This is a genomic window from Verrucomicrobiota bacterium (assembly GCA_016871495.1).
Lineage (GTDB): Bacteria > Verrucomicrobiota > Verrucomicrobiia > Limisphaerales > VHDF01 > VHDF01.
The window spans coordinates 62,035-78,699 of sequence record VHDF01000010.1 but is presented as its reverse complement, the minus strand read 5'-3'; the positions used below and the strand labels follow the sequence as shown (position 1 = coordinate 78,699).

The following is a 16,665-nucleotide window of genomic DNA, read 5'->3' as shown; positions in this document are numbered from 1 at the left end:
CATTTGAGCGGGGAGGGAAAGGTGACGGAAGAACGTGAATTTGCGGATCAGGAACAGAACCTGGGCGGACACGAATTCAACACGGCGACGCGCGATCCTCACGGCAAGGTCGAGGTGAAGGCGGACGGGCGATTGCGGGTGACCCTGTCGGACTTGGCGCGCACAGCAAGTTCGGGGGAGGACCCGTTGTTCTGGTTCAGGGTCGAACAGGAAAAGCCGGATTTCGGGGCGTTTGCGGTGCCGGTGGCCCCTGCCCCTCCGAACCGGGACGTGCGGCTGGCCACCGTGTGGTCCACTCATTTGCGTCGGGGAGAACGAGTGCCTTTGCAGATTTTTTTGCGCCGTCGCGGGGGCCTTACCAACGCCATACGATTCGAGGCCGAAGGGCTGCCGGAAGGCATGAAGTGCGAGGCCCTGGAGCTTGCGGGAGATCGCGCGTCGGGCTGGCTCATGCTGGAGGCCGCGGAGGGTGCGCCGGCGTGGGCGGGCGAACTGAGGATTGCGGGCCGCGCACTGGGGGCGGCTTCGAATCTCGAACGGCGCGTTTCCTCCGGCATGGTGGTGTGGAATGTCGGGGATGCGAACAACGAACGCGTCTGGACGCGATTGAACACAGGCTTAAGCGCGTCGATTTCGGGGCAAGAGCGCGCGGCGCTGAGACTGAATGTGGAGAGCAACGCGGTGGTCGAGGCGAAAGCAGGCGCGAAGGTGTCGTTTCCGATCCGTTTCGACCGCGAAGAAGCCTTCGACCGGGCCGTCAAGCTGAAGCCGTCGGGGATGGCTGCCTTGGATGCCGCCAAGGAAATGGAAGTGGCGGCGAAAACGAACTCCGCCCTTTACGAACTGGATTTGGGCCAGGTCAAGTTGGCCACGGGTGAACACGTGTTCCGGTTCGAAGCGACGTCGACCGGAGCCTACCGTCGCCAGACCAAGGCCGAGACGGAAGCCATCGAGGCCAAGGCGAAGGAGGCGGAAGCTTCGACCAAGCAGATTGAGGAAGAATTGAAGCTGGCCAAGGACGCGGTCGCCAAGGCGGAGGCCAAGGAGGCCGACGCGAAGAAGGCCAAAGTCAAAGAATTCGAGGGACGGAAAGAAAAACTGGCCGCGGACATCAAACGATGGCGGGAATCCATCAAACCGCAGGACCAAACGGTGCGGGCCTGGAGCGGCGGCGTGCGACTGAAGGTGTTGCCATGAGTGCATTGCGTGGATGGTTCGCGGTGTTCGGAGTGGTCCTGGCGTGCGCGCGAGTGGATGGCGCCGAGTCCGCTCCGGAGCGCAAGGCGATTTCCATTGCCTCCGTCAAACGTTCGCAGCCTGTCGATTTCAATAAAGAGATCGTTCCCCTGTTGAAAGGGAGCTGCCTCGCCTGCCATTCGAAATCGAACAGCAAAGGCGAGTTGGTCTTGGAATCCGTTGAAAGTCTATTGAAAGGGGGCGAGAGCGGGCCGGCGGTGGTGCCGAAACAACCCGGCAAGAGTTTGCTCCTGCAACTGGCCTCTCATCAGAAGCGTCCCATCATGCCGCCCCGGGACAACAAAGCGAACGCGCCAAACCTGACGCCGGAGCAACTGGGCTTGATGGAGCTGTGGATCGCGCAGGGGGCGAAGGCGGGATCCGGCGGGGTGACCGAGATCAAATTGGGAACCTTGCCGGATTCGTTGCGTTCGATTTACGCCGTGGCCGTCAATGCGGACGGGAGCCTGGCGGCGGCGGCGCGCGGGGGGCGCATTCACTGGTATGACCTGGTGGGTGGGCGGGAGATCGCGGAATGCGTCGATCCCTTGCTGAGTCAGGGCGCACATCAAGATTTCGTTCAGGCGCTGGCTTTGAGTCCGGACGGACAGACTTTGGCGAGTGGAAGCTTTCAGGAAGTGAAGATTTGGAAGCGCGGATCGGGCGCTCCCCAGGCGCAAGAGCTCCGCGTCGATACGGGGAAAGTCACGGTAGCCAGACTCGATGGCAGCGGGACAAAACTCGCTTGGGCTGGAGAGCAGGGCGAGTTGGGGATCCAGGACATAAAAACCGGGAAAACCTTGCGCCGTCTCTCGACGAAGGGACCCCGATGGCGGGCTCTCGGATGGCGGGCTGGAGGAGAGTCGGTGGCCGGCTTGGATGAAAACGGGGGTGTCTGGAGCTGGGAACTTCAGTCAGGTCAACGGCGGTCCTTAGGTGAGTCCGGTGAGAAGGGAAAGGTCATCCAGGCGGATTTCAACTCGAAAGCCACGATCGCTTTAAGAGTCTTCGAGTCAGGAAAACTGGAGTGGTTGGAAATCGGAGCGGAAACGTCCCAGGTGAAAGGGAGCTGGCGGGTGGATATCACTCAAATCTCGGGGCTCGGAGCTCCAGAACTCGCGGAGAAGGGCGGTGTCGCCGCGTTTCTCGATGGAACTTTGAAGTGGGTGAAACAGGGATCCGCGGAATTAGCGGGAGGTTGGACTTTGCCCCGGGGAGGGATTCGAGTCGAAATGGCGGATTCCGGGCGGCACGTGGCGGCGCTCGGCGCTGACGGGGTATTGAAGTTGGGAGAACTCGGAGCGGCCAAGCCGGCGCAGGAGCTCAAATTCGACCCCTCGCTCGGATTGCAAGCGGAGGATGCCGATCGGAGGGCGACGTTTTTTGCGGGGGATGTGGACTATTTCAAAGCCGCGTTGAACAAGGTCAACAAAGAGCTGGAGGAGGAGTCTTCACGCAGGAAGAAGGCCCAGGAAGCGATGCCGGGGTTGAGCAAAAAGGCTGAGGAGTTGGACAAGGCGCGCGAAACGGCGACCAAGGCGGGGAACGAGGCCCGGCTGGCATTTGAAGCGAGGGACCATCAACTGAAAGGCGCGACCAATCTTTTCACGCAGTTTTTGGGAACCGCGAAAGGGGTGGTGGGAGCGAGAGTGCCAGAGAATGATTTAAAATCGATGGTGGACCGCGTGACGAAGGAAGCACTGGCGGAGTTCAAGCAGATCCAGGAGAAGTGGACGGCTGCTTCGAACGCGCTCGCCAAAGCGGAAGCCGATTTCAAGAAGGCCAGCGAGGATAAAGTCCGGGGGGAAGAGGAAGTGGAACTCTCCGGAAAAGCCGAGGCCAAGGCTCAAGAAGCCGTGGGCAAGGCGAAGGAGCTCGTCACCCAGGCTGAGAATCGCAAAGTGGCCGCGGAAAAATTGAAGATTGAACGGGAACGGATTTGGCAACAGTCGGCCGTGAACTGGAGCCATTTTGAGTTCGAACGAGGCGGGAAAGTCTTGACCGCCATGGCGCGCGATGGGCGCCGCGCTCGCTGGCGAGTCGAGGACGGCAAGGCATTCGCTCCGGACCCTGTTGGGGAAAGAGAGGCCGGAGGTGGAACGTCATCGGATTCCAAGGCTCGTGGTCATCAAAACGTCGCCGAGAATGACGAAAGCCGAACGGGAGCACTGGTGGCGGATCTTTCGCATCCGGGCCTGGCGGTGTGGAGCGAGGGCCGAGGCCGATGGTCGATCCGGCGGGAGCCGATGGATTGGACGCTCGACCGAACGTTGAAGGGCACCAGCTCCACGGGCAAGAAGGCGTCGCTCGATCACCGCATCTCGGATCGGGTCAACGTTTTGCGATTCAGTCCGGACGGTCGGAGCCTGGTGGCGGGAGCGGGTGAGCCGTCGCGCGGGGGGGAACTTTGGGTTTGGCGGCTGCCGCAGTTTCAAACGACCGGGCCTTTGACCAAACTGCACAGCGACACGGTGCTGGGACTTGCCTTCAGCGAGGATGGAAAATCGCTTTTGACCTCGGGCAGCGATCGATTTGTCAGGATGGTCAACACGGAGACGTGGGAAGTCGTCAAGTCGTTCGAGGGACACACCCATCATGTTCAGGGCGTCTCGTGGAAGCCTGGCAACCGGATGCTGGCCAGCGCGGGGGCGGACAACATGGTCAAGGTATGGGACGCTGTCTCCGGGGAACGGAAGAAGAATCTTGAAGGCTTTGGGAAAGAGGTGACGTCCCTGGGTTTTGTTCCCTGGAGCGCTCAGTTGGTCGCAGCGGCAGGGGACGGTCAAGTGTTGCTCATGAAGGAGACCGGGGAAACGGTGCGGGCATTGGGGCGCCGTTATGATTTCATGTACGCCTTGGGGTTGTCGTCGGACGGACGATGGGCGGCGGGAGGAGGGGAAGATGGTGCGTTGCGGGTTTGGGATTTGGCCACGGGCAAGGAAGTCTGGGAGCTGAAGTAAGTCGCGGCGCCGCTTGGCGAGGTTCCCATCATGCATTCTTCCGAGCCGGATTCGCCGAACTCGACGCGGCATCGGCCTCAGTTTACGACGACCCACTGGAGTGTCGTGGTCGCGGCGGGTCACAACTCTTCAACGCATGCGGCGGCGGCACTGGAAAATCTCTGCCAAGCCTATTGGTATCCGCTCTACGCCTTCGTCCGCCGACTCGGGCGATCGCCGCACGACGCGCAGGATCTGGTCCAGTCTTTCTTCGCGGTCTGCATTGAGAGGAATTACTTCGCCGGCGCCAGCCGGGAGAAGGGCCGGTTCCGCTCCTTCCTCCTGCTGGCGTTGAAGCGGTTTCTGGCCAATGAATGGGACAAGGCGCGCGCGCAAAAACGCGGCGGCTCCGTCCCGATCGACGCCGCGGAAGGATTGTGCCCGCAGTGCTTGTTCAAGAGCACGGTCTTGACCGATCCGGCTGACGCCGATCGGACGGCGTCCTCGCAGCCGTCGCCGGAGCCGGTGCCCGAAACTTCGTTTGGAGGCTATCGCATTGTCCGCCTGCTGGGCCGGGGCGGAATGGGCTCGGTGTTCGAAGCCGAGCAAGCCGAAAGCGGACGTCGCGTCGCCTTGAAGGTGTTGAGCCACGCGCCGGACTCGCCTTCCGCACGCCAGCGCTTCCTCCGCGAGGGCCGGCTCGCGGCCTCGATCAACCATCCGAACAGCGTCTCTATTTTCGGCACCGAAACCATCGGCGATACACCGGTCATCACCATGGAGTACGTGTCAGGGGGCACCCTGACGGAACGTGTCACGCGTCAGGGTCCGATGCCGGTCGGCGAAGCGGTGGACACGATCTTGCAAGTCATCGCCGGGCTCGAAGCGGCGGCGAACAAGGGTGTCTTGCATCGCGACGTGAAGCCGTCGAACTGCTTTGTAGAGGCGGATGGGACGGTCAAGGTGGGCGATTTTGGCCTCACTGTTTCCACTTGGGCGCGGGACCCAACAAACCTGACGCTGGCTGGCGCGATGATGGGGACGCCAGCCTATGCCTCGCCAGAACAACTGCGTGGCGATGAGTTGGATGTCCGTTCGGACATCTATTCGGTTGGTGTGACGCTCTATTTCCTGCTGACGGGCAAGACACCGTTTCACTCGGAGAACATGGTCAGCCTGGTGGCCACGGTGCTGGAAAAGCCGGCGCCTTCCCCAAGGTCGGTGCGGCCCGAACTCCCCGAAGAACTTGCGGCGCTCGTGGTGCGGTGTCTGGCCAAGCAACCGGCGCAACGTTTTAAGGACTACAAGGAGCTCCATCAAGCACTGCTGCCGTTCGGCTCGGCTGAACCTTCCCCGGCACCGCTGAGGCTGCGTTCCCTGGCCGGCATCATTGACGGATTCCTGTTGGGCGGTTTGGCCATGGTGGCCACCCATATGTTCGCACGCGTTCAGGGAGTCGATCCCACACTCACCAGCGGGGTGAGTTCACCCGAGATGATGGGGTTTTTGGCAGCAGCGCCGTTCGTGATCAGAGTGCTCTACTTCACCCTATTCGAGGGCATTTGGGGCGCCGCCCTTGGCAAGTATCTTTGCGGGCTTCGGGTGATCGGATCGAATCGCAACCGGCCGGGCTGCCCCCGGGCATTCGCTCGCGCTTCGATGGTGGTATTCGTCCGGTGCCTTCCGCTTTGGGCTTGGGCGCTAGCCGGGAAGAGCGTCGACCTCAACCCACAGGTGCAGAGCGCCGGACTTTTCGTCTCCTATGGTTTATTAGCCCTGTTTTTCGTCACCGCCCGACGCCACAATGGCTTTGCCGCCGTGCACGACCTTCTCACCGGCACGCGTGTCGTCCAACGGGCCGCCTACGAACGTCGCTCGCAACTCATTCCGCGGGACGATTTCTTTCCCCGGGGAGGCGAGGCACCGAGTGTCGGGCCGTTCCACGTACTGGATTCGCTGGCGCGCCGTGGTGGTGAGGAAATCCTGCTCGGCTACGACGCCCGTTTGTTGCGTAAAGTATGGATTCGCAAACAGCCGCTTGGCTCCGCGCCCCTTCCCGCCCCAGTGCGCGACCTCACACGCAAGGGCCGGCTTCATTGGCTGGCGAGCCAGCGTTCTGCCACCGAGTGTTGGGATGCCTACGAGGCCGTTGAGGGACAACCCCTGGTCCACTTGCTCAAAACACCACAGACCTGGGCGTCCGTTCGCTTCTGGATCCATGATTTGGCCGAGGAACTCGATGCTGCCCGCCGGGACGGCTCATGGCTGAATCCACCCGCATTGGAACGTGTTTGGATTACGACCGATGGCCGCGCCAAGCTGCTCGATTTCCCCGCGCCAGGCAGTGCAGCCTCCGGTTCACCTTCTGGCGTAGCTGCCACCCAACGCTCTCCCTCCGTTCCATCCGCTGAAGGAGTCAGCCAGGGGGAGGACGTGCAACGATTCCTCGGCCTGGTCGCTTGCGCCGCATTGGCGGGCAGCGAGCATTCGGTAGGGATATCCAACCGTGTCCCGGAAATCCCGCTGTCGATGTCCGCGCGCGATTTCCTGCAGTCCTTACCTGAGGCCTAAGACCTTCAATCCGTGCTTTCCCAACACCGTCCGCTGCTGGAGAAATCGGCCGTCGTTTCGGACGCCCAGCGGCGCGGGTTGATGTACCTGAGCATCATGATCGCGTTGATGTCGAGCGGCCTGATCTCGATGATGGCGGGTTCGAAGCTGATGCGGGGTCTTCAGCTGGACCTGAACCCGGCCCTCTTGACCCTGGGTTCATTCTCCATTCCGAGCCTGGCGGCGTCGCTCTTTTTGCGTAGGGGTCTGGGCTATCGGCTGCTTAAGATTGAGATCGTCACTCGGACGGGTTTGCCCGCATCGCGCTGGCGCACGTTCCTGCGTTGTCTGCTGGCGTGGCTGCCCTTCTGGCTCATGTTGCTCTTGGGGCACATCACGGACAGCATTTGGCCGGTCTGGATGTTTGTCCTCTGCGTGGTGGGCGGAATCGCTTACCGGGTGATTGACCCCGGACGCACGATCCGGGATCGCCTTGCCGGCACGTGGCTCGTACCAGGATGATCTCAGTCATGCCTTTCCAGAAGAGTCGAGCTTGCGCACGGCCCCCATGCCGATCGAAGGAGCAACCGTTCAGATTGCCCTCGACGTTCTCTCTGCGTCCTTTGCGGCCTCTGCGCGAGGAAAAGCAAAAGGCCTCGCTCCCAAGCCGCAACGAGGCGCATTGGAAACCAGCGTGATCTCGAACCGGCAAAGCGGAAGCGCGATGGTCGAGATCATCGCGAAGTCCTGAACCGGTTGACCGGAATGGTTCCAGAAGATGGAAGGTTCTCCCGGAGGCACAGAGACACGGAGAGAAAGCATCCGAAGCCCGTCTCACTCACGGGGTCGCTGGATCAAGCATTCCATCACGACGCGTTTCGGACCGAAGGCGAATCGATTCTGGCCGGGGAGGCATCTCCGGTGGATGGCGATGTTTTTGTTTTGCTCGTCCGAGGGGAGAGCCGTTTGATTTCGCCGCGATGGCTGATCAATCGAGGTTTGAAAAATCCACCTTCCGGCTGGAACAAGGCCGGGCGGTGGCCAGCGGGGTTTTGGAAACGGCTTCCCTGACCTTTCTGCTCCTCATCGCGGTGCGGGTGCATCATTTGGATTCCACGGCCAAGGGATTGGTGGCAGCGGGCACGAGTTTCGGGTTTCTGCTGAGTCCGCTTGTGGTGACGTGGGTCGAGCACGCGGGTTGGAGAACGGCGCGCGTGGCGATGGCGGCGTCAGCGCTGGGCATGGGAGGGTTTTTGCTCGCGGCAGCCTGCCCTGCCCCCTGGTTATATGTGCCTGTTTGCGTGGCGAGCATGGCCTGCTGGTCGGCGGTCGTGCCGCTGCAGACCCAGATTTACCAGGACAATTATCCGCAGGAGCGCCGGGGAAGACTCTTTTCCAGGACGGTGATGCTGCGCATTGCCACCGCCGTGGTCTTCAGCGAAGTCGCGGGCCGGCTGTTGGGGAACGACCTGGGATTTTCGCGCTGGCTGCTTTTGATTTTCGCGGGTGCTTTTGGGGTGAGCGCATGGTGTTTCTCGCGGATGCCCTCACGTCCGTTGACGCGGACGGGTGAGATTGATCCTTTTCGCGCGATGCGTTACGTGGTGAACGACGCGGTGTTTCGGCGGACGTTGATCTGTTGGATGCTGATGGGATTCGCGAATCTCATGATGCTGCCATTGCGGGTGGAGTATCTGGCGAATCCGAAGCACGGGCTCGGGTTGACGGTGCCGGAAGTGGCCATGCTGGCGGGGGTGATTCCCAACGCGGCGCGGCTCTTCATGAGCCCGGTGTGGGGCTGGCTCTTCGATCGGATGAACTTCTTCCTCTTGCGCGCGGTGTTGAACGCGGGGTTTGCGGTGGGGATTCTCGCCTTTTTCGCGAGTCAGGACGTGTGGGGTCTGCTCCTGGGCGCGGTGGTTTTTGGAATCTCGAATGCGGGAGGTGACGTAGCCTGGGGCCTGTGGGTGACCAAGATCTCCCCGCCCGACCGGGTGGCCGACTACATGTCCGCCCACACGTTTTTCACGGGGCTGCGAGGGGTGGTGGCGCCTTTGGTCGCGTTTCACGCCAGCGGCGTGTTTTCGCTGTCCTCCTTGAGCTGGGTGGCTTCCATCATGATCGTGCTCGCGAGCCTCTTGCTGATTCCGGAGATCCGGTCGAATGGCTCCGGTCGGGGTCGTCGTGCCGAGGCCGAGCCGACCGGTGTCGACGGGTGATCGGACGGTAAAATCGTTATTTTTTGGGGTCCTTGGCGACCGCGAAGAGTTCGAACATGGTCGCGACATAGAGCGTGCCACGGGCCGCGGTGGGGGTGGCGCTCATGGGAGCTCCGAGGTCGATTTGCGATAGGATTTCCTTATCCCGGCTCGCTTTGAAGATCCAAAAATCGCCTCGTCGCGAGCCGATATAGACTTTGCCGTCCGCCACCAGGGGCGAACCCCAGAAGTCCCCTTTGGCCTCGTGCTTCCAAAGCGGCGCGCCGGTCTCGGCGTCGAAGCAATGCACGGTCCGGGTAGTGTCCGCGATGAAGACGAGGCCTTCGGCGACGGCCGGCGTGGACATGACATGATAGCCCAGCGGCGCGCGCCAGATAAGATTCTGGCGAGTCACATCCCCGGAACCCGAGGGGTCGATGCAAAAGAGCCAGGATTCGTTCTTCCCCCACCAAGTGTCCCCGCCGCCCGCGACGTAGAGGCGGCCTTGGTGAATCACAGGCATGGCGAAGATGGTGCTGGGTCCCTCGCTTCGGTTTTGGTTGAAGCGATGAACCTCGGTCTTGGGCGCGGTGGGATCGATATCGAACTGCCAGAGCTTCTTGAGGGTGGCCACTTCGCCGGGGACGGGCTCGCGATCGAGCGGCTCGAACGCGTAAACAATCCCGTTGCCACCACAAAAGAGGATGCGGTCGCGGCCTCCGATTCGGGCCATGGCGGGAGCGGACCACGTGTTGTGAAAAATGGAAGGCGCGATGCCTTCGCGTTCCCGCGCCAGATAGCGGCCGGTTCGCTTGTCCAGCACGATCAAGCTGGGGGCATCAGGCGTCCGAATTCGCTTGTGAGTATTATCCACACCGGTGGCAGTATTGAGGTAGAGGTGATTTCCGCGGATAAGAATTGAACTGTGCGCTCCGTCGTGCGGCCAGATGCCGGCGTCCTCAATCATATCGAACACCCAAACAATGTCGGCGTCGGTCGGTCCCGGCTGCAGTAGGTGAGCGGACTTGGCAGCCGGGTTTGCGCGGCGGCGTGGTTGGATCTCGGCACCGGCGACCGGGCTGGGATTGCCAGCCAGTCCGGGATCCGGGGTCATGTGCCAACCTTCGTCACGGAACGGACCTTCATTTCCATCGGACAAACCGCCGGCATCGAGACAGAGCACTTCCCCGCGGTTGGTGGTGGTGTAAACGCGGTTGCCTTCGACCGTCACAGAGGACGGGATCCCGCAATGGGGCCAATCGAAGTAGGGATCCTCGGCGCGTTTGGGAACGACGAGCTGCCAGAGCCACTCGCCCGAGGATTCCCGGAAGCACATGATGACGCCGCGATCGCCCTGGTGTTTGGGATCACGCGGCTCGCGATTGTTGGTGCCGATGTAGACGCGTCCGCCCGCGATGATGGGAGTGGAATGGGTCTCGGTGCCGAGCCGCGCGCGCCAGCGGACGTTCTTACCGGAACGCGGATCGAACTCGGCGGGCAAGTTTCGTTCCTTGGAAACTTGATTGCGGGTCCAGGCTTCGCCCCATTGCGGCTGGTCCCCGCCCTGGGCCGCGGGCACAGTCAGGAGGAAAAGCGCGAGGAATTGTCTTCTCACGATCTTGGATGCGGGCTAGCGGTGAGCCGTGAGAAATCCCTGTTCTTTCAGCCAGAAGAGGAGGTCTTTGGCCCAAGGATGAACGTTGGAAAACGGTTCCTTGTCGGCCAGGCCGATGCCGTGGCGGCCTTTTTGGTAAACGTGAAGATCAAAAGGCACGCCGGCTTTTTGAAGCGCGGCGGCAAATTCGAGGCTGTTTTCAACTTTGACCGCTTTGTCTTCCCAAGTATGCCAGACGAAGCAGGGCGGAGTGTTGGACCTCACTTGTTTCTCGTTTGAAAGCAACTCGACAAGCTCAGGGGACGGCTCTTTGCCGAGCAAGTTATGCTTCGATCCTTGGTGCGTGTGAGCGCCCATGGTGATCACGGGATAACAGAGCACGCCGAGATCGGGACGGGAACTGGCGCGGTCCACCGGGTCAGCAGCTCCCGCTTGGCCGTGATCGAAGTGAGTGACCAGGGTGGAGGCCAGGTGGCCGCCGGCCGAGGAACCCATGATGCCAATCCGGTTTGGATCGACTTTCCAGGTGGCGGCGTGGGTTCGGACCCAGCGCAAGGCGCGGGCAGCGTCCTCGATCATGCGCGGATGCCGATATCCACCGGAGCCAAGCCGGTATTTGAGAACGAAGCAGGCGACGCCCTGTTGATTGAGCCAAAGCGCGTAATCACGGCCTTCATGCTGCGCGAGCCCGCCATAGCCTCCCCCCGGACAGATGACCATCGCGGCACCGGTGGCGGACTCGGCGGCGGGGTACGGCGTCAGTGAAGGAATGTCCTTGTCCTCTTTTCCCAAGGCACCGGGCGCTCCCTGCGGCCAAAGCGGGATCGGATCCAAGGCAGCGGCGTGAGAGGCGAGCATCGCGGGAAAGAGAAGAGAAAGGAACGCGGCAGGGATAGCGTTTCGGTTCATACGGGACGCAAGGCACCATAGAATCGGGGCTGAAAATAGCAAGGCCATGGACGGGTTGAACGCGATGATCGTGATTTCGTCCGCGCGTTCCTGCGTCGCCACGATGACCTCGGCTGACCTCCCCGCGCCTCTCAACGCGACGTTCTCCTGCGGCTTCATGACCCGCACCGGGTGCAGGCCTTCGCCCTTGTCGTGCACGGGTTCCTTGAAATGGCCATGTTCATCCCAAGCCCCACCTTGAAGCGGCGTGAACGCCAAACTCAGGCGACTCCGTGAGAAGAATGGCGACCGGCGATCGAGCTTGAGCCCGCCTCGTCGTGGAACAACACCGCGCTCGGGATCTGAACCGCCTTTGTCGATCTTCCACACCCAGGCGGCGTGAACGCCGCGCTCCAGCCGGCTGCGGGGATGCGCCGGCCTCGCCGCCTCGGCCATCGCCGGAATCTCTCGCCGCCGGACCCACCCCATTTCCAAAGTGGCTCTCGGAGGCCTCATGAGGCGACGGGACTTGGAGAGGGGGCTTGGGCGTGGCGATGGGTGGATGCTCGCCGTCAGGCGATCGTTGAGGCGATCAAGCCGCAAGATTCAACGAGTCATGACGAGGGAGTGAAATTTCGGTCCAAGTTCCAGGCAACAATCCTCCAGGAATGTCCACATGACGCAATCCGCTACGATTCGAAAACTGCAGCATCTTCGTCCTCATGATGTTGTTCGAATGGATGTGGAGGGCTTGTGGGTGGCGGACGGGGAGAGGCTTAAGAAAGGATGGTCGAAAACACCTTTCGTATTGTTGCGCGGCGCTCTATCTCCTGCCAATGCTGTCTGGGGTCGCAGGCACTCCGTTTCAATCGCCGGGAACGAGGCGCATGGCGGAACGCCTGCTCGAGATGCGCGCGAAGGTGGAACCGCTCCATCTTGGATTTCTCAGCACGGAGCGAGCGGCGTTGTTGGAAAAGGTGATGGAGGCGGCGGAAACCCCTGGCGACAGAATCAATCTCCAGCTTCAGTTCGGATCGGAATTGTTGAATGCCGGCGAATCCGGGCGGGCCTTGCAAGTCTTTCGCGAATTGGAAGGAACATTGAGCCGGGAACAGCCACGATTTTACGAACGGGTCCGATCGATGCTCCACCTGAAGCAGGCGATTGCGCAGTTGCGTTGGGGTGAACAAGCGAATTGCCTTTCCAACCACACGTCGGATTCGTGCCTCCTGCCGATCCAGTCGGCGGGCGTGCATCGCTTGACTGAAGGATCCCGCGGCGCGATCCAGCCACTGTCCACGATTCTGCGATCCGACACGAATTCACTCGCCGCGCGGTGGCTGCTGAACATTGCGGCAATGACCTTGGGCGAGTATCCGCAAAAGGTGCCTCCCGCCTGGTTGATTCCGCCCGAGGTCTTCAAGTCGGACTACGAACTGCCCCGTTTTCGGGACGTGGCCGGGGTGTTGGGCCTGGATTACACCAATCTGGCTGGAGGCGCGATCGTCGAAGACTTTGACGGGGATGAACTCCTTGATGTGATGACTTCGTCCATGGGATTGGGCGATCCGATGCGATTCTTCAAGAACGACGGCCAGGGCACTTTTTTGGATCGGAGCGATGCGGCAGGGTTGCGCGGGCTCACGGGCGGGCTGAACCTGATTCATGCCGATTACGACAATGATGGTTTTATGGATGTTCTCGTGTTGCGCGGAGGATGGATGGGCGAGGAAGGAAAGTTCCCCAATTCACTTCTGCGCAACAATGGCGACGGCACCTTTGCCGATGTGACGGAAGAGGCGGGCTTGCTCAGTTTTCATCCGACGCAAACGGCCGTCTGGTTTGATTTCGACAACGACGGCTGGCTGGATTTGTTTATCGGCAACGAAACTCAAGACGAAGCTCGGCACCCCTGCGAGTTATTCCGCAACAACGGTGACGGGACCTTCCGAGAATGCGCCGATGCGAGCGGCTTGTCTGTGGTCGGCATGGTGAAAGGCGTGGCCAGTGGCGACTACAACAACGATGGCCGCTCCGACCTTTACCTCTCCTTGCGCGGCGGGCGGAATTATTTGTTCCGCAACGACGGACCGCGCGCCTCGCATTTGGCGAGGGATCCCGCCTGGAAATTTACGGATGTGGCGGCGGCGGCGGGAGTGCAAGAGCCTTGGGACAGTTTCCCCTGCTGGTTTTTCGACTACGACAATGACGGGTGGCTGGACTTGTTTGTCTCGGGGTACTGGGTGAAGGAGACCGGAGACATCGCCGCCGATTATTTGGGACTGCCGCATCAGAGCGAGCGGCCCCGGCTTTACCACAATCAGCGCGATGGAACGTTCAAAGACATGACCCGCGAGGCCGGGCTCCACAAGTTGCTCTACACCATGGGCAGCAACTTTGGAGATCTCGACAACGACGGCTGGCTGGATTTTTACCTGGGCACGGGCGATCCCGATCTGGGCCGACTCCTGCCCAATCGCATGTTTCGCAACGATGGCGGGGAACGGTTTCAGGATGTGACGACGTCCGGCGGTTTCGGCCATCTGCAGAAGGGACACGGCGTTGCCTTCGCCGACATCGACCAGGACGGAGACCAGGACGTGTTCGAGGAAATGGGCGGCGCCTATTCCGGCGACACCTACCGAAACGTGCTGTTCGAAAATCCCGGCCATGGCCATCGCTGGATCAAACTTCGATTGACGGGAGAGAAGTCCAATTGCTGTGCGCTTGGCGCGCGCCTGCGCTTGACGGTTGAAACCGCGGGCCAGGTCCGCGAGATCCATCGCGTGGTGGGCAGCGGCGGTAGTTTCGGGGGCAATCCGTTCCGCCAGGAAATCGGATTGGGAAAGGCGGACAAGATTCGCGAACTCGTGGTGCTCTGGCCCAGCGGCCAGCGCGACCGCCACACCGATCTTGCCCCCGACCAGGGCTACAGGCTGAAGGAAGGGAAAACGCGGTGGGAACCCATGAATCTGAAGCCCTTCAAAATTCCCCAGCAAGCGCGGAGTCCGCATCATCATCATTGAAGAAAACCGGGATGGGGGAGCGCTGGGGCTGAAGGCGGGATTGCCCGTGAGGCGCGAGCGATTTAGTTTCCACGAATGAACACGATTCGGTGCCGGCTCATCTCCACCCCCATCGGAACGATGCTGGCGGGCGCGTCGGACCGCGCGATTGGCTGGCTCGAGTTCGTGGAGGATGGCGAGGCAGACGTGTCCCGGGCGAGAATGGAGAAAAAGTTTCGCCAGCAAGCTGTGGACGGAACCAGTGCCTTGCTGAACACGTTGGAGCAAGAGTTGGCGCGTTACTTTCGAGGAACCTTGAAGCGTTGGAGTTTGCCGATGGATCGCCGTGGAACAGAGTTCCAGCAGCGGGTTTGGTCGGCGCTGGAAGAGATCCCGTTTGGAGAAACCCGGAGTTACGCGGACATCGCCCGGGCGGTGGGGCGTCCAAAGGCGGTTCGCGCCATCGGTCGAGCGAACGGATCGAACGGAATCTATCTGCTCGTCCCCTGCCACCGTGTGATCGCGTCGGACGGCTCGATTTCGGGTTACGGTGGCGCAGTTTGGCGCAAGGAATGGCTCTTGGACATGGAGAAGCGTGCCGCCGGAAAGCCGTGAGTTTCAATCCCGCGCAAAAAGGGAGCGGATGCGGTGCAGGACTACGGAGGGAGGTTCCCCCGGGTCTTTCCATTCCCGGCTCGTGCCAAAGTTGGAGCGATCGAGGAATCGAGTCCGTGCCGGATTCGTTTCAGGACTTCGTCAGACCAGAATGTCCTTCACCACCTGGCCTGCGATATCGGTGAGGCGGAAGTCGCGGCCCAGGAAGCGGTAGGTGAACTTTTCGTGATCGATGCCGAGTTGATGCAAGAGAGTGGCGTGCAGGTCGTGCACATGCACTCCGTTTTCGACGATGTTGTAGGCGAAATCGTCGGTTTGGCCGTAGGTCAATCCTCCCTTAATGCCGCCACCGGCCATCCACAAGCTGTAGCAACGGGGATGATGGTCGCGTCCAAAACTGGTCTTGCTGATATCGCCCTGGCTGTAGGCGGTGCGTCCAAATTCGCCGCCCCACACCACGAGGGTATCGTCGAGCAGGCCGAGCCGTTTGAGGTCTTTCACCAGCGCGGCCGAGGGTTGATCGGTTTGTTTGGCTTGCGCGCGAATGCCGCCCGGCAGGTCGCCGTGATGATCCCAGTCGCGATGCAGCAGCTTGATGAATCGAACGCCGCGCTCGGCAAGCCGGCGGGCCAGCAGGCAGTTGTTGGCGAAGGAAGCCTTGCCGGGCTCCGCTCCGTATTCTTCAAGAACGGATTTCGGTTCTTTGGAGAGATCCATCAGTTCCGGCACGCTTGTCTGCATGCGGAAGGCCATTTCATACTGTTCGATGCGGGTGGCGATTTCGGGATCTCCGAGCGCGCTCAACTGGATGCGATTGAGATCTTGGAGGTCATCGAGCATTCGGCGGCGGGTTTTGGCGCTGAGTCCGGGCGGGTTTGAGAAGAAGAGCACGGGGTCGCCGACCCCCCGAAACTGAACCCCTTGATGGTTGCTGGGGATGAATCCATTGCCCCAATAACGGGTTTGCAGGGATTGGCCACCGCGGCCTGAGAGCAACACGATGAAGGCGGGCAGGTTGCTGTTCTCGCTGCCGAGGCCGTAGGAAACCCAGGCGCCCAGCGTGGGGCGGCCCGGTTGTTGATGGCCGGAAAACAAGTAGGTCACCGCCGGATCGTGGTTGATCGGGTCGGTGTGGAGCGTGCGGATGAGAGTGATTTCGTCGGCGATGCTTCCCGTGTGAGGAAGGACTTCCGACAACTCCATGCCATTCTGCCCGTGCTTGTTGAACTTGAATGGGGTTCCGACGCAGAGCAGATGTTTCTGGCCGCTGGTCATCCCGGTGATGCGCTGGCCCTTGCGAATCGAATCAGGGAGTTCCGATCCCGTCATTTCGACCAGCTTCGGCTTGTAATCGAAGAGATCGAGATGGGAGGGCGCGCCGGACATGAACAGGTAAATCACCCGTTTCGCTTTGGGAGCGAAATGAAACGGGTTGATCACACCCAACGACCGGGCCGCGGCGGCGGCTGGCTTTGAAGCGGTCTTTTTGGCCGCGCCGAACAGCGAGGGGGCGGCCAGCGAGGCGAGAGCCGCCGAGCCGAGGATCGTGCTGGAGCGTCCGAAAAACGCCCGGCGATTCATGATGCGCCGGATTTCGTTGCCGAAGTGAAGGTCCATAA

At 61.2% G+C, this 16,665-nt stretch carries 10 protein-coding genes; 7 read left to right on the top strand and 3 right to left on the bottom strand.

Translation table 11 applies throughout. The annotated features are described in order from the left end of the window. The first annotated feature begins 21 nt into the window (after positions 1-21). The 5 genes from FJ404_03930 to FJ404_03910 all read left to right on the top strand — a co-directional run bounded on the left by FJ404_03930 (position 22) and on the right by FJ404_03910 (position 8,944). Positions 22-1,197: a hypothetical protein gene (locus FJ404_03930; protein MBM3822034.1), complete on the top strand. Its 1,176-nt coding sequence runs from the start codon at positions 22-24 to the stop codon at positions 1,195-1,197. Then, positions 1,119-4,196 (top strand): hypothetical protein, encoded by a 3,078-nt coding sequence (locus FJ404_03925; protein MBM3822033.1) that lies wholly within the window; start codon positions 1,119-1,121, stop codon positions 4,194-4,196. Before FJ404_03930 ends, FJ404_03925 begins: the two co-directional genes overlap by 79 nt. 30 nt (positions 4,197-4,226) lie before the next feature. Beyond that, complete coding sequence (locus FJ404_03920) at positions 4,227-6,746, top strand: hypothetical protein (GenBank protein ID MBM3822032.1); 2,520 nt, start codon at positions 4,227-4,229, stop codon at positions 6,744-6,746. Between the two features lie 12 nt (positions 6,747-6,758). Next, a complete protein-coding gene (locus FJ404_03915) occupies positions 6,759-7,247 on the top strand; it encodes a hypothetical protein (GenBank protein ID MBM3822031.1) in 489 nt (162 codons plus the stop codon). A gap of 458 nt (positions 7,248-7,705) precedes the next feature. Then, positions 7,706-8,944 carry an MFS transporter gene (locus FJ404_03910; GenBank protein ID MBM3822030.1) on the top strand — a complete coding sequence of 413 codons (1,239 nt, stop codon included), beginning with the start codon at positions 7,706-7,708 and terminating at the stop codon, positions 8,942-8,944. A gap of 16 nt (positions 8,945-8,960) precedes the next feature. Here FJ404_03910 and FJ404_03905 read toward each other — a convergent pair whose 3' ends face one another. Both FJ404_03905 and FJ404_03900 read right to left on the bottom strand, forming a co-directional pair. Beyond that, entirely contained in the window at positions 8,961-10,541 is a 1,581-nt protein-coding gene (locus FJ404_03905) for a pyrrolo-quinoline quinone (GenBank protein ID MBM3822029.1), read from the bottom strand. 12 nt (positions 10,542-10,553) lie between these two features. After that, a complete protein-coding gene (locus FJ404_03900) occupies positions 10,554-11,396 on the bottom strand; it encodes an alpha/beta hydrolase (protein ID MBM3822028.1) in 843 nt (280 codons plus the stop codon). A gap of 752 nt (positions 11,397-12,148) precedes the next feature. Here FJ404_03900 and FJ404_03895 point away from each other — a divergent pair. Together FJ404_03895 and FJ404_03890 are read left to right on the top strand one after the other, a co-directional pair. Beyond that, positions 12,149-14,452 carry a CRTAC1 family protein gene (locus FJ404_03895; GenBank protein ID MBM3822027.1) on the top strand — a complete coding sequence of 768 codons (2,304 nt, stop codon included), beginning with the start codon at positions 12,149-12,151 and terminating at the stop codon, positions 14,450-14,452. Between the two features lie 75 nt (positions 14,453-14,527). Further along, the gene (locus tag FJ404_03890; GenBank protein ID MBM3822026.1) at positions 14,528-15,046 is read left to right on the top strand and encodes a methylated-DNA--[protein]-cysteine S-methyltransferase; all 519 of its coding nucleotides are present in this window, start codon (positions 14,528-14,530) and stop codon (positions 15,044-15,046) included. A 141-nt stretch (positions 15,047-15,187) separates the two neighbouring features. On the opposite strand, the gene FJ404_03885 is transcribed toward FJ404_03890, so the two are convergent. After that, positions 15,188-16,663 carry a DUF1501 domain-containing protein gene (locus FJ404_03885; GenBank protein MBM3822025.1) on the bottom strand — a complete coding sequence of 492 codons (1,476 nt, stop codon included), beginning with the start codon at positions 16,661-16,663 and terminating at the stop codon, positions 15,188-15,190. Positions 16,664-16,665: the final 2 nt, after the last annotated feature.